Annotated in this window: 21 protein-coding genes; 20 read left to right on the top strand and 1 reads right to left on the bottom strand. The window is 30.9% G+C overall.

What is annotated here, in order from left to right; genetic code table 11:
- The first annotated feature begins 2 nt into the window (after window positions 1-2).
- The 7 genes from BEN51_RS06000 (at window position 3) to BEN51_RS05970 (ending at window position 6,815) form a co-directional block, all read left to right on the top strand.
- On the top strand, window positions 3-926 hold the full coding sequence (locus BEN51_RS06000; RefSeq protein WP_119865173.1) for an RnfABCDGE type electron transport complex subunit D: 924 nt from the start codon (window positions 3-5) through the stop codon (window positions 924-926).
- Window positions 927-928: 2 nt separating this feature from the next.
- A complete protein-coding gene (locus tag BEN51_RS05995; protein ID WP_119865172.1) occupies window positions 929-1,609 on the top strand; it encodes an RnfABCDGE type electron transport complex subunit G in 681 nt (226 codons plus the stop codon).
- Between the two features lie 20 nt (window positions 1,610-1,629).
- Window positions 1,630-2,340 carry an electron transport complex subunit RsxE gene (rsxE, locus tag BEN51_RS05990; protein ID WP_119865171.1) on the top strand — a complete coding sequence of 237 codons (711 nt, stop codon included), beginning with the start codon at window positions 1,630-1,632 and terminating at the stop codon, window positions 2,338-2,340.
- A 12-nt stretch (window positions 2,341-2,352) separates the two neighbouring features.
- Window positions 2,353-2,928: an electron transport complex protein RnfA gene (locus BEN51_RS05985; RefSeq protein WP_119865170.1), complete on the top strand. Its 576-nt coding sequence runs from the start codon at window positions 2,353-2,355 to the stop codon at window positions 2,926-2,928.
- 15 nt (window positions 2,929-2,943) lie between these two features.
- Window positions 2,944-3,741, top strand: coding sequence for an RnfABCDGE type electron transport complex subunit B (locus BEN51_RS05980; protein ID WP_119865169.1), 798 nt, complete (start codon window positions 2,944-2,946; stop codon window positions 3,739-3,741).
- Window positions 3,742-3,843: 102 nt separating this feature from the next.
- A complete protein-coding gene (locus BEN51_RS05975; protein ID WP_119864227.1) occupies window positions 3,844-5,472 on the top strand; it encodes an IS1182 family transposase in 1,629 nt (542 codons plus the stop codon).
- A 308-nt stretch (window positions 5,473-5,780) separates the two neighbouring features.
- Window positions 5,781-6,815: an exosporium glycoprotein BclB-related protein gene (locus BEN51_RS05970; protein ID WP_119865168.1), complete on the top strand. Its 1,035-nt coding sequence runs from the start codon at window positions 5,781-5,783 to the stop codon at window positions 6,813-6,815.
- Between the two features lie 74 nt (window positions 6,816-6,889).
- Here BEN51_RS05970 and BEN51_RS05965 read toward each other — a convergent pair whose 3' ends face one another.
- Entirely contained in the window at window positions 6,890-7,168 is a 279-nt protein-coding gene (locus BEN51_RS05965) for a hypothetical protein (protein WP_119865167.1), read from the bottom strand.
- Window positions 7,169-7,478: 310 nt separating this feature from the next.
- Here BEN51_RS05965 and BEN51_RS05960 point away from each other — a divergent pair, with 310 nt between their 5' ends.
- The 13 genes from BEN51_RS05960 to mnmA all read left to right on the top strand — a co-directional run bounded on the left by BEN51_RS05960 (window position 7,479) and on the right by mnmA (window position 20,804).
- Entirely contained in the window at window positions 7,479-7,883 is a 405-nt protein-coding gene (locus BEN51_RS05960) for a hypothetical protein (RefSeq protein ID WP_119865166.1), read from the top strand.
- A gap of 163 nt (window positions 7,884-8,046) precedes the next feature.
- A complete protein-coding gene (locus BEN51_RS05955; RefSeq protein ID WP_119865165.1) occupies window positions 8,047-8,502 on the top strand; it encodes a MarR family winged helix-turn-helix transcriptional regulator in 456 nt (151 codons plus the stop codon).
- 15 nt (window positions 8,503-8,517) lie between these two features.
- Window positions 8,518-8,931, top strand: a complete 414-nt coding sequence (locus tag BEN51_RS05950; protein WP_119865164.1) for a HutP family protein — start codon at window positions 8,518-8,520, stop codon at window positions 8,929-8,931.
- 258 nt (window positions 8,932-9,189) lie between these two features.
- The gene (locus BEN51_RS05945; RefSeq protein WP_119865163.1) at window positions 9,190-10,191 is read left to right on the top strand and encodes an ABC transporter substrate-binding protein; all 1,002 of its coding nucleotides are present in this window, start codon (window positions 9,190-9,192) and stop codon (window positions 10,189-10,191) included.
- Window positions 10,191-11,120, top strand: a complete 930-nt coding sequence (locus BEN51_RS05940; protein ID WP_119865162.1) for an ABC transporter permease — start codon at window positions 10,191-10,193, stop codon at window positions 11,118-11,120. The genes BEN51_RS05945 and BEN51_RS05940 overlap by 1 nt, the downstream gene beginning before the upstream one ends.
- Window positions 11,095-11,889: an ABC transporter ATP-binding protein gene (locus BEN51_RS05935; protein ID WP_119865161.1), complete on the top strand. Its 795-nt coding sequence runs from the start codon at window positions 11,095-11,097 to the stop codon at window positions 11,887-11,889. Before BEN51_RS05940 ends, BEN51_RS05935 begins: the two co-directional genes overlap by 26 nt.
- Before the next feature lie 237 nt (window positions 11,890-12,126).
- The gene (locus tag BEN51_RS05930; protein ID WP_119865160.1) at window positions 12,127-13,095 is read left to right on the top strand and encodes an ABC transporter substrate-binding protein; all 969 of its coding nucleotides are present in this window, start codon (window positions 12,127-12,129) and stop codon (window positions 13,093-13,095) included.
- A 308-nt stretch (window positions 13,096-13,403) separates the two neighbouring features.
- Window positions 13,404-16,025 (top strand): bifunctional acetaldehyde-CoA/alcohol dehydrogenase, encoded by a 2,622-nt coding sequence (adhE, locus tag BEN51_RS05925; RefSeq protein ID WP_119865159.1) that lies wholly within the window; start codon window positions 13,404-13,406, stop codon window positions 16,023-16,025.
- Between the two features lie 147 nt (window positions 16,026-16,172).
- The gene (locus tag BEN51_RS05920) at window positions 16,173-16,670 is read left to right on the top strand and encodes a hypothetical protein (protein ID WP_119865158.1); all 498 of its coding nucleotides are present in this window, start codon (window positions 16,173-16,175) and stop codon (window positions 16,668-16,670) included.
- 20 nt (window positions 16,671-16,690) lie between these two features.
- A complete protein-coding gene (locus BEN51_RS05915; RefSeq protein ID WP_119865157.1) occupies window positions 16,691-17,938 on the top strand; it encodes a replication-associated recombination protein A in 1,248 nt (415 codons plus the stop codon).
- Window positions 17,939-18,060: 122 nt separating this feature from the next.
- The gene (locus tag BEN51_RS05910) at window positions 18,061-18,513 is read left to right on the top strand and encodes an RrF2 family transcriptional regulator (protein ID WP_119865156.1); all 453 of its coding nucleotides are present in this window, start codon (window positions 18,061-18,063) and stop codon (window positions 18,511-18,513) included.
- 2 nt (window positions 18,514-18,515) lie between these two features.
- Window positions 18,516-19,667 carry a cysteine desulfurase NifS gene (nifS, locus tag BEN51_RS05905; protein WP_119865155.1) on the top strand — a complete coding sequence of 384 codons (1,152 nt, stop codon included), beginning with the start codon at window positions 18,516-18,518 and terminating at the stop codon, window positions 19,665-19,667.
- A gap of 54 nt (window positions 19,668-19,721) precedes the next feature.
- A complete protein-coding gene (gene mnmA / locus BEN51_RS05900; protein ID WP_119865154.1) occupies window positions 19,722-20,804 on the top strand; it encodes a tRNA 2-thiouridine(34) synthase MnmA in 1,083 nt (360 codons plus the stop codon).
- The last annotated feature ends 64 nt before the right edge of the window (window positions 20,805-20,868 follow it).

Here is a 20,868-nt window from a genome sequence, read left to right as displayed (position 1 = left end):
GATTGGAAAAGATAAAACTTACAATATCCCCTGCGCCCCATGTTAGAAAAGGTTCAGGGCTTAATAAGATAATGATAGATTTTATTATAGCTTTAATTCCTGCAGTTATAGCGGGAGTATACTTTTATAAAATGGATTCAGTTAAAATACTATTAACTACTGTAATATCAAGTATAATTGCTGAAGGAGTTTGGAATAAGTTCGTAAAGAAAACAACTTTTATTACAGACTTAAGTCCAATTGTTCAAGGAATTATATTAGGATTAATTATGCCTACATATGTACCAATATGGATACCAATAATAGGTTCAATATTTAGTATCATTGTTGTAAAGCAATTCTTTGGTGGATTTGGTCAAAACTTTATGAATCCAGCTGCTGCTACAAAAGCCTTTCTAATAGCATCTTGGGCAGGGGCAATGGCAAAACCGGTAACAGATGCAACTAGTGCTGCTTCTGGTACAGAAGCGGTTTCATCGGCTTCTGTAGCAGTTGTGGAAGCAACAGCTTCTATATTTGAAAGGATATTAGGTCAAGCTACTGGAAGTATAGGAGAAACTTCAATTTTAGCGCTATGTCTAGGTGGGGTGTATTTAATATTTCGAGGTAGAATTAATTTTAGGGGACCAATTGCATTTATATTATCAGCTATGCTCGTAAATAGTTATTTGGATAAGGAATTACTGCTTTCGGGGGCATACTTCCTGGCAGCAATTTATATGACTACAGATTATGGTACAACTCCTATGACTAAAATTGGTCAGTATATTTTTGGTGTAATAGCAGGTGTTATGGCATCAATAATAGTTATTATAGGATATAATACTGAAGGTCCTTATTATGGAATAATATTAGCAAATTTATTTGCTCCATTACTTGATTACTTTTGCACAAAGAAAATAAAAGTAAAGAAGGAGGCTCTATAATAATGAAAGAGAATTTTAAATTAGGAGGAATCCTTTTAGTAATTTGCGTAATAGCAGCCTCATTACTTGGTGCTGTAAATAATTTAACAAAAGAAGCAATATTAGAGAATTCTAAAATCAGTCAAGCTGATTTAACTTATTTATTATCAGAAGCGGATAGTATAAAAGATGCAGCAGTTGAATTAAAAGAAGAAAGTAACATAAAGGAAGTTTATGAAGCTGTGAAGGGAACTGATATTATAGGCCATGTTATTAAGTTTACTAGTAAGGGGTTTCATGGAGATATTGATTTTGCAATAGCGATATCAGAGGATAAGATAACAGGGTTAAAAGTAATGGCTCATAATGAAACTCCAGGACTTGGAGCAAAGATTAAGGAAGAAGAATTTACTGCAAGGTTTAGAAATAAGCCTATTAAAGAATATTTAAAGGTTGTTAAAGTTGAACCTAGTTCTGATAATGAAGTACAAGCTGTAACAGGAGCAACTGTTTCAAGTAATGCAACAATTAATGGTGTTAATGAGGCAATAGCATTTTATCTAACTGAAATTAAGGGAGAAGAAGTAGCAGCTCCAGACGTAGAAACAAGTGCTAGCTCTAGTGTTGAAGAAGGTTTAGATGTAGAAACAGGAGCTAGCTCAGATGCAGAAACTAGCGCAAGTACAGAAGGAACTTCAAATTAGTTTAGAATTGGGAGGTAAATATGAATAGAATAGTTGAAAGATTAAAAAATGGACTGCTTACAGAAAATCCGATTTTTGTTCAGGTTTTAGCTATGTGTCCTACTCTAGCAGTTACAACAAGTGTAGAGAATGCATTGGGGATGGGAATAGCAGCAACTGTAGTTTTAATATTTTCTAATGCAATGATTTCAGCTCTTAGAAAATTTATACCTGATAAAATTAGAATACCAGCTTATATTGTTGTAATAGCTTCATTTGTTACAATGATTGATATGTTGATACAAGGATATTTACCAAGTTTATATGCATCCCTTGGTATTTTTATACCACTAATAGTTGTTAATTGTGTTATTTTGGGAAGAGCTGAGGCCTATGCTTCTAAAAATCCAATAATACCTTCAATTTTTGATGGAATTGGAATGGGACTTGGTTTTACTTTGGGGTTATTTTTGATTGCTTCCTTTAGGGAGATATTAGGTGCAGGAAAATTTTTAGGTATAAAAGTGTTGCCAGAAGCATTTAAGCCTGCTTCCATTATGATTTTAGCACCAGGTGCTTTTTTCACCTTAGGAGTTTTAGTTATAATTTTGAATTATTTTAAAATTAAAAAATCTGCACAAACAGGTGAAGAGTTTAAGCCTCTTGAACATAATTGTGAAAGCTGTTCAGGCTGCGGTACTGGTACTTGTGATATTGATGATAGGCTTCAATTAAAAAAAGAGGACATATAGGGGGAGAAATAGATGGAATTATTAATGATTTTTATAAGTGCAATGTTTGTAAACAACTTTGTATTATCAAAGTTCCTAGGTATATGTTCATTCCTTGGAGTTTCTAAGAAAAAGAGTTCAGCATTAGGAATGGGGCTTGCAGTAACTTTTGTTATTACTCTTGCATCAGTTATGTCTTGGTTAGTTTATAAATTGTTAGAAAAGTTTGAACTTGAATACTTAAGTACAATTGCTTTTGTTCTTGTAATTGCTGCTTTAGTTCAATTTGTAGAAATGGCAATAAGAAAATATTCTCCTGCTCTTTATAAGGCTTTAGGAATATATTTACCATTAATTACAACAAATTGTGCAGTTTTAGGGGTGGCAACATTAAATGTACAAGAAGAATATAATTTCATTCAAGCAGTAGTAAATGGTTTGGGTGCTTCATTAGGATACTTTCTAGCAATAGTTTTATTATCATTCATTAGAGAAAGGATTGATAATAATGAAAATATCCCTGTTGTTTTACGAGGATTACCAACTACTTTATTTACTGCAGCATTAATGTCAATCGCATTCTTGGGCTTCCAGGGATTAATACACTAAAAGGAGGGGATTTATATGAACGTTATATATGCAGCCCTTATATTAGGAATACTGGGATTAATTTTTGGAGTTTTACTTGGCTTTGCTTCTAAAAAATTTGAAATTAAGGTTGATCCTAGAATACCAAAATTAAGAGAGTGTCTGCCTGGAGCAAACTGTGGAGGTTGTGGTTATGCAGGTTGTGACGCCTATGCTGAGGCAATGGTTATGTCTGGAGCGAAATTAAATCTATGTACAGTAGGTGGAGCAAAAACTGCAGAAGAAATAGGTAAGGTTTTTGGAGTTGCAGTTGATAATGTTAAAAAGATGACAGCTTATGTAAAATGTAATGGAAATTGTGATGCGGCAAAAAATAGATATGAATTGAAAGGTGTTCATGACTGTATTACAGCTAGTCTAATGGAAGCAGGAGGAAATAAAGCTTGCTCCTATGGATGTTTAGGTTTAGAAAGTTGTGTTAGAGTATGTGAATTTGATGCTATTAAAGTAATAAATGGGGTAGCAAAAGTAGATAAAGAAAAATGTACAAACTGTGGAGCATGTATTGATATTTGTCCTAAGGGGCTAATAGAATCTGTACCATACGAGAGTAAAGTAAGAGTAGAATGTAATAATACTGAAATAGGCAAACATGTAAGAGAAAACTGTTCTAATGCATGTATTGGATGCAAATTATGTGAAAGAAACTGCCCTCATGATGCAGTTCATGTATTAAACAATCTGGCTTTAGTTGATTATAATAAGTGCGTAAACTGTGAAATCTGTACTAAGAAATGTCCAACAAAATCAATAAAAAATATTTTTGTAAGTTAATTTAAAGGGGCTGTCGCACTAATAATTAGTGCACAGTCCCTTTTTGTGCAAAAAAATAAATCCTAGACTCCATGAGTTTAGGATTTATGATAAAATATTTTTATGCACAAAGAAAATATTTTACAAAAGAATTATACATTAAACCAAAAGTTTTATCAATTAAAACTTCCATTAAATATTGATTACATGATACCGGTTAATGATTCAGTGCGATTACTAAGTCAATTTGTAGAGGAGATGGATTTAACAGATTTATATTCGACTTATTCCAAGATAAAGGAAAATCAAGTATCGCCAAGAAAAATGCTGAAAATCATGACTTATGGATATATGAATAAGATTTATTCGTCTCGAGATATTGAAAAGGCATGCCGTAGAGACATTAATTTTATGTTTTTGCTTGAGGGAGCATCCGCTCCGGATCATGCAACATTTGCAAGATTTAGAAGTCTTCATTTTGCTCCATGTTCTGAAAGGATCTTAGCTGAAACAGCTAAATTTCTTTATAAAATTGGTGAGATATCAGGAGATGCTATCTTTATTGATGGCACAAAAATAGAAGCTTATGCAAATAAATATACTTTTGTCTGGAAAAAGGCAGTTACAAAAAACATGGCAAAATTGCTAATTAAAGTGGCCGACCTTGTTAAAGAGTGCGAAGAACTTTATGATATTAAGTTAATCTATAAAAATGAAGTTCAAATGAAACATGTAAAAAAGCTTAGAAAAAAGCTTTATGCACTAAAGAAATCAGAAGGAATAGAATTCGTTCACGGATGTGGGAAAAGAAAAACTGCATTGCAACGATCAATAGAAAAACTTGAAGAATATCTTTCAAAGTTTAAAGAATATACTCAAAAAGTGTACACTTGCGGAGATAGAAACAGTTACTCAAAAACTGATGTTGATGCTACATTTATGAGGATGAAAGAAGATGCTATGAAAAACGGTCAACTTAAGCCAGCTTATAATGTGCAGCATGGTGTAGATTCAGAATATATTACATGGCTTACAGTTGGACCACAACCAACGGATACAACTACGCTAATACCTTTCTTGAAAAGCATGGAAGAAAACTTAAAATTTAAATACTTAAAAATAGTTGCAGATGCTGGATATGAAAGTGAGGAGAACTATTCATTTATTGAAGAAAATAATCAAATAGCATTTATTAAGCCATCTAATTATGAAATATCAAAAACAAGAAAATATAAAAATGATATCGGTAAAATAGAAAACATGGATTACAATGAAGAAAAAGATTTCTACATATGCCGAAATGGTAAGCAGTTAAAGGCTGAAAATATAAAAATTAGAAAATCTAAAACAGGATATGAAAGTGAAAAGACAATTTATGTTTGTGAAGATTGCAATGATTGCACTTACAAGAGTAGTTGCATCAAAGGGAATAATTGTAAAACTCCTTTGGAAGAAAGAGTAAAAAGATTTGAAACATCAAAAAAGTTTAATCGCCAAAGAAAGTCTGATTTAGAAAGAATTCTAAGCGAAGAAGGTTGCTTGCTTAGAATGAACAGAAGTATTCAAGCAGAAGGTTCTTTTGCACAAATAAAACAAGACATGAATTTCAGAAGATTTATGTGTCGTGGGCAAAAGAATGTATTAGCAGAAAGTATACTTCTTGCAATGGCACACAATATAAATAAATTACATAGTAAAATACAAGCGGGCCGCACTGGTAAGCACTTATTTGAATTGAAGAAAGCCTCATAAGTTAAATTTTAAAAAAGCTTTTTTTCTGAGGCTTATTGAAGTGCGCCTATTTTTAGTTGATTTACATGCAAATAAAAATAACACCTAAAAAGTTAATTTATAGAATAGAAAAAGGAGCTATCGCTAACGGATTTTAATCCACTAATGCGACAGCTCCTTTTTTTATACTTCTAATCAATTTTCTTTAAATTGTGTAATAGCTAGTTAATTTATTAGTAGAACATTTAATAAATATTAGAATATATATGTATTATATGAAAGCTTTAGGTGATTTTTTGTTAACTTAAGAAAATAAGAGGAGGAACAAAATGAATATTGATAAATATTTAGAAGAGTTTGAATATGAATTTTCCAATCATGATCATAATATGGATAAAGATGATTTAGAATGTAAGCCGGATCCAAAATGTAAGAGAGGACCGAGAGGGCCAAGAGGGCCACAAGGTGAACCAGGACCGAGAGGGCCAAGAGGGCCACAAGGTGAACCGGGACCAAGAGGACCAAGGGGGCCACAAGGACCAACAGGACCACAAGGACCAACGGGACCAAGAGGATTACAAGGAGCAACAGGAGCACAAGGACCGCAAGGACCAGCAGGACCACAAGGTTTACAAGGGCCGGCAGGACCACAAGGACCAACAGGACCACAAGGACCGCAAGGAATTCAAGGGCCACAAGGACCGCAAGGACCACAGGGGCCAACTGGGCCACAAGGACCACAAGGACCACAAGGACCGCAAGGACCGCAAGGAGTCGCAGGACCACAAGGACCAGCAGGGCCACAAGGACCGCAAGGACCACAAGGCTTACCAGGTACTGGTGCGGTAATCCCATTTGCATCGGGACTTCCTGTAACCCTAGAAACTGGTGCTTTAAATTCAGCTCGTACAGTAGGATTAATTGGTTTTGGCAATTCTGTTTCAGTGGATACATTGGCAGGGGGATTAATAGACTTATCTACTAATGCTAATGGTGCACTAAGAAATATGGCATTTTCTGTTCCTAGAGATGGGACAATAACAGGAATTACTGCCTTTTTTAGTACTGCGGATGAAGTGGATCTTCCTGCAGATGTTACAATTAATGCTCTATTATATATTTCTACAGGAACAGATAATGTTTCGAATAATATATTTAGACCATTGAGAGGTACAGTAGTACAATTATCTCCATTATTATCTGGAACCGTACCAGAAAATTTCATTTCAACAGGGTTTACAGTATCAAATTTAAATGTTCCTGTACCAGCACATTCACGCTTGTTATTAGTATTTACAGCAGTATCAAGTACTCTAAACTTCTTTATAACTGGTTATGCAAGTGCAGGAGTAGCTTTAAATTAAATTTAATTATAATAATTATATGGAATATGCCGGGTTTATTAATTAAACCTGGCATATTTCTGTGTAAACAAGAATTAATTAATAATTGGAATAATGTTAAAGTAAGGTGATTTATCATTAATAATTTTTTTTATTATTGTAATGACTTCTAAAGCTAAATCCTTATTACATATGAATTCGAGCTTAAAAGAGTTACAGCTTTTATAATTTTCATTATCATCAAAATGGAGTTTAGTCTCGTATATATAAAAGTCCTTATCAAATTCTATTAATAAGGTTTTTAAGGAACTTTTTAAGGAATTGAGATTGTATGAAGAAGTATATATTTCAAATTTTACTTTTGAATAATTCATTTTATGTAGCCTCCATTAATAATATTATATATTATATTTATTAATAAAAAATTAGATAAATGTATGAATGTGAAAAATAAATAATTTATTAATAGTATATAATATTGTTAAAAAATTTGATTATTTTGGGCAAAATGAGAGATATTGAATTAATACAAAATTGCAAGATTAGCAAATAAAATATCAGTAAAATGAAATGAAACTTGCAAAGTTATGAAAAATTACAAGAAATATATCTTTTAAGAAATTTTATCATATAATATAAGTATAAAGGATAAATAAAAATCTTATTAATCAAGGGGGATTTTATATGGGATTATTATTAATTTTTCTTAGTGTATTGCTTACTGTTTCTACATTTATCAAATTAATCAACAATATTTTAAAGAGTAAAAATTATATAATTAAAAGAGCAAAAGTAGTTGGTTTTGAAAGTTTTGTTTCTATTGACAGAGATTCAAATTTAAATATATTATATAATCCTGCATTATACCCGGTATTAGAAGTAGAAGATAAAGATGAAAAAATTAAATTAGTTATGCCCGTTTATGAAAATAATATAGATTATAAAGAAGGTAATGAAATTGAAATAATGTATCCGAAGGGAAGAATAGAAAAATCAAAAATATATGATTATCATGATGAATTGAAATTTTATTATGTAATATTAACAATAGGACTTATAATTGCAGCTCTATCGTTTAATCTTATCTAAAAAAGGGGCCTGATGGTCCCTTTTAAAATATTTTTATATAAATAACATTGAATAGTAAAGGTTGTAATTGAAATTATTATTAGATTAGCTTATTATAATATAAAGGAATTATTGAAAATGATTAACTAATGAAAATATATAAAAAGGATGGGATAATTTAAGTATGAAAAGAAAAGAAGATGTAGCTAATCAATTACTTGTTAAAATCTTTAATAATATACTTGAAATAGAAGAGAAAATGCTAAGAAAAGGTGATTTTTCAGATTTATCTATTAGAGAAATGCATATAATAGAGAGTATTGGGAAAAAAGAACAAAGTATGATGAGTGAAGTCGCACAAGATTTAGGTATTACTGTAGGAACTTTGACAACAGCAATAAATAAGCTTATAAAAAAAGGATATGTAACTAGAAGAAGAATAGAAGAAGATAGAAGAGTAGTAATGATACAATTAACAGAAAAGGGGCATGCTGCTTGTGAAAATCATAAGGGCTTTCATGAAGAGATGATAAGCTCAATGATGGATAATCATACAGAGGAAGAAAAGGAAATATTGACCCATTCCTTAGAAAAATTAAATAATTATTTTAATGAGAAATATAATTTAGTAAAAAAATAAGAAAAAGGTGATCAAATGGTAAGCAATAGTCTTGATGTTGCTAAATGCGCTATAAAAATGGCAATTTCCTCAAGAGAAGAAGAGGAAAAATTAAAGCATGATCTTAAAAAAAGAGGAGTTTTAGCCACAGCAGTAAATATTGGTGGAAATATTAATGAGTCTACCTTGAAAATTTTAGAAAGTACATTAGTAGCAGCTAAAAGAAGTGGTGTTGTTAAAGAAGAACATATTTATGAAGGGGCAGTTGTTGGTGCGGCAAGGGATGCTTTGATGGAGGTATGGAATAGGGCTAGCGGCTTAAGTGTTGGTGGAAAGGTAGGAATTGCAAGAAAAGGTCAGCATATTACAGTGTGTATTTTTCTTAGTGTTGGTTTATTGCATTTAAATGAAGTAGTAATAGGCCTTGGACATAGAGCTATTCCTGATTAAAGGATATTTTAAAATTAACGATTTTATATAAAATCGTTAATTTTTTTATTTACAAATTTAAATTGTTATGCTAATATGGGATAAATATTATATTATAAAATAGTAATTTAATATCAAAATCTCTAAAAGTGTATATAACTAATATTATATTAGTTAACTTATTTTAAGATTAGCAATATAATATATAATTATTTAATAAAATAAAAATGTAGAATAGTAGCTTGGAGATTTTGAAAAAAGAAATAGGAGGACAGCAATATGGTAGGAAGAAAAAAATTAGCTTTATTTTTAGCTGGATTAATAACAGCTACAAGTTTAATTGGATGTCAAAAGAGTGAAACTAGTTCAAGTGAAGGTGAAAATGTGAAAATAGGAATAACTCAGCTTGTACAGCATCCAGCCCTTGATTCAGCAAGGGAAGGCTTTATAGAAGGCCTTAAAGAAAAAGGTTATGAAGAAGGAAAAAATATAGTTATTGACTATCAGAATGCCCAAGGAGATGCAGCGACATCACAAACAATTGCTCAAAAATTTGTTTCTGAAAAGAAAGATTTAATATTAGCAATAGCAACACCAGCGGCTCAGGCTGTATATAATGCTACAAAAGAAATACCAACAGTTTTCACAGCAGTTACAGATCCTATATCAGCAGGAATAGCTAAAGATTGGACAAGTTCTCAAACAAATTTAACTGGTGTTTCTGACATGGTACCTGTTAATAAGCAATTAGAATTACTATTAGAACTTGTAGCAGAAGTAAAAACATTAGGTGTAGTTTTTAATACTTCTGAAGCCAATTCAGTAGTTCAAGTTGATGAATTAAAGGAAGAAGCTGCAAAATTAAATATTGAAGTTAAAGAAATTGGAGTTACAAACGTAAATGAAATAAATCAAAACCTTACTTCTGTAATTGATAAAGTAGATGCATTATATACTCCAACAGATAATACTATTGCATCAGCTTATGATTTAGTTACAAAAATCGCTCTTGAGAACAATGTTCCAATTTTAGGGGCAGAAGAAGCGATCATTAGTGTTGGTGGATTATGTTCGATTGGTATTGATTATTTTAAATTAGGAAAGGAAACAGCTTATAAGGCAGTTGAAATTATAGAAGGTAAAAAACCAGAAGAAATAGAAATTTCAACATTAAGTGAGATGAATATAACAATAAATACTGACGTTGCATCTAAGTTAGGGATAACAATACCAGAGGATATTAATAAAATTGCCAATAAGGTTACTGGGGGCGTTAATTAATGGATATAATTATTAATGTACTAGAACAAGGTCTTTTATTTGGTATTGTTGCAATGGGAGTTTATATAACATTTAAGATTTTGAATATAGCAGATATGTCAACTGATGGAACTTACCCTTTAGGTGGAGCGATTTGTGCTGCTTTATTAGTTAAGGGTGTTAATCCTTGGATAGCAGTAGCTGTTGCTACTATAGGAGGAGCTTTAGCAGGACTAATATCAGCTTTATTAAATGTTAAGTTAAAGATAAGCAGCTTAATGTCAGGTATTTTAGTTATGACAGGACTTTACTCAATTAATTTAATGATAATGGGGAAATCTAATGTGCCATTATTCAATACAAAAATTATTTTTGATAATAATTATAAAGTGTATATTATATTTGCTATTGCTATAGTGTTAAAATTACTTCTTGATTTATTCCTTAAAACCAAACTAGGAAAATTATTAATAGCCTTAGGGGATAATGAACAGGTTATTACTACTCTAGGAGTAAATAAAGACATTATTAAGATTATTGGTTTAATGATAAGTAATGGTCTTATTGCAATGGCAGGGGCACTTACAGCTCAATATCAAGGATTTTCAGATGTTACTATGGGTACAGGTATTTTAGTAATGGCTCTTGCAGGAGTAATTATAGGAACTTCTGCTTTTAGAAAATTGACATTATTAAAGACAACTACTTTAGTAATTATAGGATCAATAATCTATAAGTTAGCAATTGCTTTGGCTTTGAAGTTTAATTTAGATCCAAACTATTTAAAATTAATGACAGCAATAATAGTAGTTATAGCTTTAAGTTTCAATTCAAATATTATAAGTATCAAAAAAAATAAAAGAGCAATGAAGGTTACTAAGTCCAATAGTTCAAATGGTATTTCTAAAGAAGGTGGTGATATAAATGCTAAAAATTCAAGCATTGCATAAAGTCTTTAATGAAAATACCATTAATGAGAATAAGGTTTTTTCAGATTTTTCTTTAACTGTTAATAAAGGTGATTTTATTTCTATTATCGGTTCAAATGGAGCGGGTAAATCAACTCTTTTAAATATAATTGCTGGAACTATTGAATGTGACGAAGGGCAGATATTATTAGATGGTAAAGATGTTACTAGAGATAGTGAATATAAAAGAGCAAGAGAAATAGGAAGAGTGTTTCAAAATCCTTCCTTAGGAATAGCTCCTAATATGACAATATTAGAAAATTTAGCTCTTGCAGATAATAAAGGAAAAACTTATGGCTTATCCTTTGGTGTAAATAAGAGAAGAATCGATTATTATAAGGAACTATTAAAAGAAGTTGGTTTGGGATTAGAAGATAAACTTTATAATAAAGTTACTTTATTATCAGGAGGTCAGAGACAAGCTTTAACATTATTAATGGCAATGATGTCAAAGCCAAAACTTTTATTACTTGATGAGCATACTGCAGCTTTAGATCCTAAAACATCAATGAAGATAATGGAGATTACAGAAAAAATAGTTAAAGATACAGGAATTACAACATTAATGATAACCCACAATCTAAATCATGCTATAAAGACAGGCAATAGATTACTTATGATGCATGGAGGAAAAGTTTTATTTGATGTAGGAGAAAAAGAGAAAGAAGAACTGACCACAAAGAAGCTTATGGAACTATTTGAAAAAGCAAATGTAAGTGAAGGTTTAAGTGACAGAAGTTTATTTAACTAATTATTAAAAGTTGTTACGCTATTAATTTTGCGTAGCAACTTGCTTTTTATGAAAAATTATTAATGTAATTTTTCATCACAATATAATACAATTAGAATATTATATTGTTATATAATTTATCTTTAGAAGTATTAAACTGAATGTAAATAATGTTAGGTTTTCATAGCATTATTTCAGAATAAATTTATTTAATAGTAGAATGGTAGGATAGAAATTGTAAAATTGGAGGATTGTATTATGGTAGGAAAGAAAAAAATTGCTATGCTATTGGCAGGGCTGTTAGGTGTGAGTTCTTTTGTTGCTTGTCAAAAGAATGGTGAAGCAATAAAAGATAATAAGAAAGTAGAAATTGGAATAACTCAAATTGTTCAGCATCCAGCTCTAGATTTAGCGAGGGAAGGATTTATTGAAGGTCTAAGAGAAAAAGGTTACGAAGATGGTAAGAATATTACTATCGATTATCAAAATGCTCAAGGAGATGCAGCTACATCTCAGACAATTGCTCAAAAATTTGTATCTGAAGATAAAGATATGATTTTGGCGATAGCAACACCATCTGCTCAGGCAGTATATAACGCAACTAAAGAAATACCAAGTGTTTTTACAGCAGTAACAGATCCAGTAGCTGCAGGAATAGCAGAAAGTTGGGAAAGTTCTGGAACAAATTTTACTGGGGTTTCAGATATGGTTCCTATTGATAAGCAATTACAGTTATTATTAAAGCTGGTACCAGAAGTTAAAACATTAGGTGTAATTTTTAATACTTCAGAAGCAAATTCTATAGTTCAAGTAGAAACTTTAAAAGAGGAAGCTATAAAATTAAATATAGAAGTTAAGGAAATTGGTGTTACTAACGTAAATGAAATAAATCAAAATCTTACTGCAGTAATAAAGAGTATAGATGCATTATATACACCGACTGATAATACTGTTGCATCTGCCTTTGATTTAATTGGAAAAATTGCTGTTGAAAATAATGTCCCTATTTTAGGAGCTGAAGAAGCAGTTGTTGATGTGGGGGGACTATGCTCTATTGGAATAGATTACTTTAAATTAGGAAAGGAAACGGCATTTAAAGCTGTTGAAATATTAGAAGGGAAAAAGCCTGCGGAAATTAAAATTTCAACTTTAGATGATATGAGTATAAAAATAAATAGAGAAATTGCAGCAAAATTAGGAATAAAAATACCGGAAAATATTAATTGATATTATTAAACTGAGGAAAGTTATTATACTATAAATTAGTATAATAACTTTTTTTATGTATACTACCATAGATAGTTAAAAAAATAACCAAAAATTAATAAATGTAAAGGATTAAATTTATTAAAAAACAACACAAACCTACACTATTTTTAATATTTTTCAAAAACAATCAATAAAATAAAAAAAATCCAAAATAAGATTGACAAAAAATAAACAATGCAATAAAATGAACTTACAAGAGATTGATAAATAAATAACAATTTAATGTATAAAATTTTTGTACAATATATTTTTAGGAGGAAATGAAAATGGCAGTTACAAATTTGCAAGAATTAACTAAGAAATTTGAAGAATTAAGAGAGGCTCAAAGAAAATTTGCTACTTATACTCAAGAGCAAGTAGATGAAATATTCAGACAAGCTGCTATAGCTGCTAATAATAATAGAATAAAATTAGCTAAAATGGCAGTTGAAGAAACTGGAATGGGAATAGCAGAAGACAAAGTAATAAAAAATCATTTCGCTGCTGAATACATCTATAATCAATACAGAGATATGAAAACTTGTGGAGTAATTGAAGAAGATCTTACAAATGGTGTTACAAAAGTTGCAGAACCAAAGGGAGTAATAGCTGCTATCGTACCAACTACTAATCCAACATCAACAGCAATATTTAAAACATTAATTTCACTTAAAACTAGAAATGCAATTATTATTTCACCACACCCAAGAGCTAAAAAATCTACAATAGAAGCCGCTAAAATTGTTTTAGAAGCAGCAGTAAAAGCAGGAGCTCCAGAAGGAATAATTGGATGGATTGATGAGCCATCATTAGAATTATCACAAGCAGTAATGCAACATGCAGATTTAATATTAGCAACAGGTGGACCAGGAATGGTTAAGGCTGCTTATTCATCAGGAAAACCTGCAATTGGAGTTGGTGCAGGAAATACACCAGCAATAATTGATGAAACAGCTCATTTAAAAATGGCTGTTAACTCTATAATATTATCAAAGTCATTTGATAATGGTGTTATATGTGCATCAGAACAAAGTGTTATTGTATTAGATAAAGTATATGATGAAGTAAAAGCAGAATTTGCTGCAAGAGGAGCGTACGTTTTAAAAGGTGAAGAAGTTCAAAAGGTTAGAAGCATAATATTAAATGATAAAGGTGCATTAAATGCAAATATTGTTGGTCAAGCACCATGGAAAATAGGAGAATTAGCAGGAATAACTATTCCAAAGACTGCAAGAATTATCCTTGCTGAAGTTGAATCCACAGATTTATCTGAACCATATGCTCATGAAAAACTTTCTCCGATTTTAGCAATGTACAAGGCTAAGAGCTATGATGAAGCTGTAGAAAAAGCTGCTAAATTAATTGCTCAAGGTGGAATGGGACATACTTCTGTACTATACACAAATGAAATTGCTTCAAAAGATAGAATTGAAAAATTCCAAGATGCTATGAAAACAGCAAGAACTTTAATAAATATGCCAGCATCTCAAGGTGCTATTGGAGACCTATTTAACTTTAGATTAGCACCATCATTAACATTAGGCTGCGGATCTTGGGGAGGAAACTCAGTTTCAGAAAATGTTGGCCCAATGCACTTATTAAATGTAAAAACAGTGGCAAAAAGGAGAGAAAATATGCTTTGGTTTAGAGCTCCAGAAAAAACATACTTTAAATTCGGTTGTTTACCATTTGCTATAAAAGAATTACATGAAATGAACAAGAAGAGAGCGTTTATCGTTACAGATAGAATGTTAGATAAACTAGGATATACTGACAAGGTAGTTAGAGAATTAGAAAAATATGGTATAGAATTCAGAGTATTTACAGAAGTTGAACCAGATCCAACACTAGCATGTGCTAAGAAAGGTGCACAAGAAATGTTAGCCTTTAACCCAGATATGATTATCTCATTAGGTGGTGGATCACCAATGGATGCTGCAAAAATCATGTGGGTAATGTATGAACATCCAGAAGTAAGATTTGAAGACTTAGCTATGAGATTTATGGATATAAGAAAGAGAATTTATAAATTCCCAACTATGGGACAAAAGGCTATGATGATTGCAATTCCAACATCTGCAGGAACTGGATCAGAAGTAACACCGTTTGCGGTTATTACAGATGAAGAAACAGGAGTAAAATATCCACTAGCTGATTATGAACTAACTCCAGATATGGCAATTGTAGATGCTGAACTTATGATGTCAATGCCTAAAGGATTAACAGCAGCATCAGGTATAGATGCATTAGTTCATGCTATTGAAGCTTATGTTTCAATAATGGCATCTGAATATACAAATGGATTAGCATTAGAAGCAATAAGATTAGTATTTAAATATTTACCACAAGCTTATAATGAAGGAACTACTAATGTAAAAGCTAGAGAAAAAATGGCTCATGCAGCATCAATCGCTGGATTAGCGTTTGCAAATGCTTTCCTAGGTGTTTGTCACTCTATGGCTCATAAACTTGGTGCATTCCATCACTTACCACACGGAACTGCAAATGCATTATTAATAAATGAAACAATAAAATTCAATGCTGAAAATGCACCAACTAAACAAGCTGCTTTTGCACAATATAAATATCCTAATGCAGCTTGGAGATATGCAAGAATTGCAGATTACTTACAATTAGGTGGAAACACTGAAGAAGAAAAAGTTCAATTACTAATTAATGCAATTGATGATTTAAAAGAAAAAGTAGGTATGCCAAAATCAATAAAAGAAGCTGGAGTACCTGAAGATAAATTCTATGCAACATTAGATGAAATGGTAGAACAAGCATTTGATGATCAATGTACTGGAGCAAACCCAAGATATCCATTATTCAGTGAAATTAAGCAAATGTATATAAATGCATATGAAGGAAATAAGAAAGCTAAAAAGTCAAACAACAAACAAAAATAATAAATATATAAACTAATAATATACAAATACAAAAAAATCAAAACTATATGCTAATAAATCAACAATTATTGGCATATAGTTTTTTTATATTAATATACAATTAAAATATGATATTATATAAAGGAATGAAATATATTGGGAGGATTTATGAAGAAAAATATTTTAAGATACTTAATTATTATTTTTACTATAACTTTATTAGTTAGTTGTTCATCTAATAAATCTGAAATAAGCAAAACCGAAAAAGAAAAAATAAAAGAAACTATTGATTTAGTCTTATCTTATGATAAAGGTTATGATGAAAAAGTAAGTAAACATATAAGTGAAAAAAATTTCTATATTTGTAATTATGTTGAGTTTTATAGCCTATATATCGGTGAACTTGAATTAAAGGAGTATAACAGTGAAATGCTAAATATCAGTAAAGATAAAGATGGACTTTATAAGGCTGCTTTAGTTTTAAATATGAGGGCAGAAGCTTTAGAAGTTCATGAAGGTGAAGAGGAAGGCAGTGATGAGGCTATAGGAGAAAATGTTCCAGTTGAAGTTATCTTAAGTTTAGAAAAGGAGAATTATTATATTAAGTCCTTTACTGAATACGAAAATCTTGAAAAGGCTAAAGAATTAAGCGAAATGTTTAGATAAATAAAATTGGAGGGCAAAGGATGAAACCATTAGCAGAAAGAATGAGACCTAACAGTTTAAATGATTTTATAGGTCAAAAACATATAATAGGCAAAGGGAAACCTTTATACAATTTAATAATTAATAAGAAAATTCCTAATTGCATATTATATGGACCTCCAGGAACAGGAAAGACAACACTAGCAAATATAATGGCAAATTATGTTGATAAGAAATTTTATAAATTAAATGCTACAACTGCATCTGTTAAAGATATTCAAGATATAGCTTCAGAGCTAGATACTTTGTTAGGTTATAATGGAGTCGTGATTTATATTGATGAGTTACAGCACTTTTCTAAAAAACAGCAGCAATCTTTATTGGAGTTTATAGAGAATGGAAAAATAACTTTAATAGGAAGTACAACAGAAAATCCTTATTTTGTATTGCATAAGGCTATAATAAGCAGGTGTAACATTTTTCAGTTCCAACCTTTAAAAAGGGAAGAAATAATGGAAGGAATTATAAAGGCTATTGAAAGAGCTAAAGAAAATAACTTGAATATAGTATATACAGATGAGGCTGTATCATATATAGCCGACATCTCTCAGGGAGACTATAGAAAAGCTTATAATATATTAGAGTTAGCCATTAATTCCCAGTTGAGTTCAACGATTAATATTTCTATAGAATATATCCAAAGGTTAGGGCAGTCCCATATTAGATCTGATTCCTTTGGAGATGAATATTACAATTTATTAAGTGCATTTCAAAAAAGTATAAGAGGAAGTGATCCAGATGCAGCCGTGCACTATTTAGCAAGGTTAATTAAGGGTGGTAATTTACAGGCTATTATAAGAAGAATTTCAGTAATTGCTGCTGAAGATATAGGATTGGCTTATCCTAATGCATTATCAGTAGTTAATTCTGGGATTGAGTTAGCATTAAAAACTGGTCTGCCAGAGGCACAAATAATTTTGTCGGAATTAACTATATTTTTAGCAACCTTGCCTAAATCAAATAGTGCATATTTAGCTATTAGTTCGGCAATTTCTGATTTAGAAAATATAAATGTAGGAGACGTTCCTAATCATTTAAAGGATGCTCATTATAGTGGAGCCAAAAATCTAGGAGTTTCTGGATACAAATATCCTCATGATTATAGTAATAATTATGTAAAACAGGAATATATGCCAAAAGAATTGAGTAGTAAAAAATATTATATACCACAGAATAATAAGTTCGAGGAAAATATTAAAAAATATTGGGATAATATAAAAAATAATTAATGCTGCTTTGTTTATTATATCTGAACGGATTATGAGAAATAGAGAATATTGACATTAGAATACCCGTTTGATAATATATAAATACAAGTAAATTAGTCAACATTAAAGAAGGTGAATAAATAATGAAGCTTTCAACAAAAGGTAGATATGGGGTAAAGGCTATGGTTGACCTTGCTATTCATTATGGAAGTGAGCCGGTTTCTATTAAAACTATTTCTAAAAGGCAAGGGATTTCAGAGTATTATTTGGAACAATTATTTTCATCCTTAAGAAAAGCTAAATTGATAAAAAGTATTAGAGGAGCCCAAGGAGGGTATGTTTTAAATAAAGATCCAAAAGATATAACTGTGGCAGATGTAATGGACATACTAGAAGGTCCAGTGGAAATTGCTGAATGTATAGAAGGAACAGATTGTAATAATTTGGACTTTTGTGCAACAAGGTTATTATGGGGGAAAATTAAAAAAAGTATAGACGAAGTAATGCAAGGTATTACTCTTCAAGATATAGTTGATGATTATAATAAAATGAATGAATTAAATCAACAAATTAAATTAGTTAAGAGGAGAGAATAAGTATGAGAAAGGTTTATATGGATTATGCTGCAACTACTTATGTAAAAAATGAGGTTCTTGAAGAAATGATGCCTTACTTTACAGAAAAGTTCGGTAATCCATCATCCTTTTATAGTATTTCTAGAGAAACAAAAATTGCACTTGATAAAGCAAGAAATAGAGTTGCGAAGGCTTTAAATTGTCTTTCAAGCGAAGTGTATTTTACAGGAGGAGGATCTGAAGCTGATAACTGGGCTATTAAAGGAATCGCAAGCGCTAATAAGGAAAAAGGAAATCATATAATAACTACAAAGATAGAACATCATGCGGTGTTGCACACTTGTGAGTTCCTGGAAAAGCATGGTTTTGAAGTTACTTATTTAAATGTGGATAAAGAGGGATTTGTAAACCTAGAAGAACTAAAAAATTCTATTACTGATAAAACTATTTTAGTATCTATAATGTTTGCGAATAATGAAATAGGTACAATTCAGCCAATCAAAGAAATAGGATCAATATGTAGAGAGAAGGGTGTTATCTTTCATACAGATGCAGTTCAAGCTTTAGGAAATGTAAAAATAGATGTACAAGATATGAATATAGATTTACTATCTTTAGCTGGACATAAGATTTATGGCCCAAAAGGAGTAGGTGCCCTTTATATAAGAAAGGGAATAAAAATTGATAATTTAATTCATGGTGGTGGCCAGGAAAGGGCTAGAAGAGCAGGAACTGAAAATACAGCATCTATTGTAGGCCTTGGAAAAGCCGTTGAATTAGCAATGGAAAATTTAGAAGAACATAGTAAACATTTAGTAAAATTAAGAGATAAACTTATAGATGGATTATTAAAAATACCTAATACCAAGTTAAATGGTCCAATAGGGGATAGGCGACTTCCTGGAAATGTAAATGTTGTGTTTGAATATGTAAAGGGAGATTCGATTATATTAAACTTAGATTTTGCTGGTATATGTGCCTCTAGTGGAAGTGCCTGTACTTCTGGATCATTAAATCCATCTCATGTCCTTCTTGCAATTGGATTACCCAAAGCATCTGCAGAAGGCTCACTAAGATTAACCTTAGGAGATGATTCTACAGAAGAAGATGTAGACATTGTTTTAGAAGTATTACCTCCAATTATTGAAAGAATAAGAGGTGCCTCTTCACCATGAAGAGAAAAATTATAGAAATAAGAATAAAATATTAATTATAGAAAGTAGGGAAAAATGAGTAAAAGAGTTGTAGTTGGTATGAGTGGCGGAGTAGATAGCTCTGTTGCTGCATATCTATTAAAAGAACAAGGTTATGAAGTTATCGGAGTAACTATGAAGCATTTTGATGATGATGATGAAGATTTTACACAAAGAGAGGGAGGATGTTGTTCCCTTTCATCTGTTGAAGATGCTAGAAGAGTTGCAGATAAGTTAGGGATTCCTTTTTATGTATTAAACTTTAAGGATTCCTTTAAAGAAAAAGTTATAGACAATTTCGTGGAAGAATACATAGAAGGTAGAACGCCTAATCCATGTATTCAATGTAATAAGCATATTAAGTTTGATGAATTTTTAAAGAGGGCGAAAGAAATCGGTGCAGATTATGTAGCTACAGGTCATTATGCTAAAATTATAAAAAATGAAGATGGAAGATATCTCTTAATTAAGGCTGATGACGATACAAAGGATCAAACTTATGCTTTATATAATTTTACTCAAGAGCAATTAAGTCAAACTCTAATGCCTTGCGGAGATTACACAAAAGTAAAAATTAGAGAAATTGCAAAAGAAATAGGTTTGGCTGTTCATAACAAAAAAGATAGTGAAGAAATATGCTTTATACCAGATAATAATCATGGCAAGTATATATCAAAAGTAAGACCTAGAGAAGTAAAAGAAGGAAATTTTGTCGATAAAAATGGAAATATATTAGGAAAGCATAAGGGTATAGTTTATTATACTATTGGTCAAAGAAAGGGCTTAGGAATAGCTCTTGGAAAACCTGTATATGTAACTTCTATTAATCCTAAAACTAATGAGGTGGTTTTAGGACCAGAAGAAGATATTTTTAAGAAAGAGTTAATTTCTAAAGAAAATAATTTTATTCCTTTTGATAAGTTAGAAAAAGTAATTACTGTACAGGCAAAAGTTAGATATTCTGCAAGACCTGCAGAGGCAACATTAATTCCTTTAGCTGATGGAAGGGTTAAAGTATCCTTTAAGGAAAGACAAAGAGCTATTACAAAAGGTCAATCAGTTGTATTTTACGATGGAAACATAGTTGTTGGCGGCGGAATAATTGAAGAAATCTTATAAAAAAATTCCCATAATATTTTATGGGAATTTTTTTTATATTTTAGGAAATAATATCTATTAAATA

The organism is Clostridium isatidis (assembly GCF_002285495.1).
GTDB lineage: Bacteria > Bacillota > Clostridia > Clostridiales > Clostridiaceae > Clostridium > Clostridium isatidis.
The sequence above is the reverse complement of the archived record's forward strand: the minus strand, read 5'-3'. Positions and strand labels throughout refer to the sequence as shown.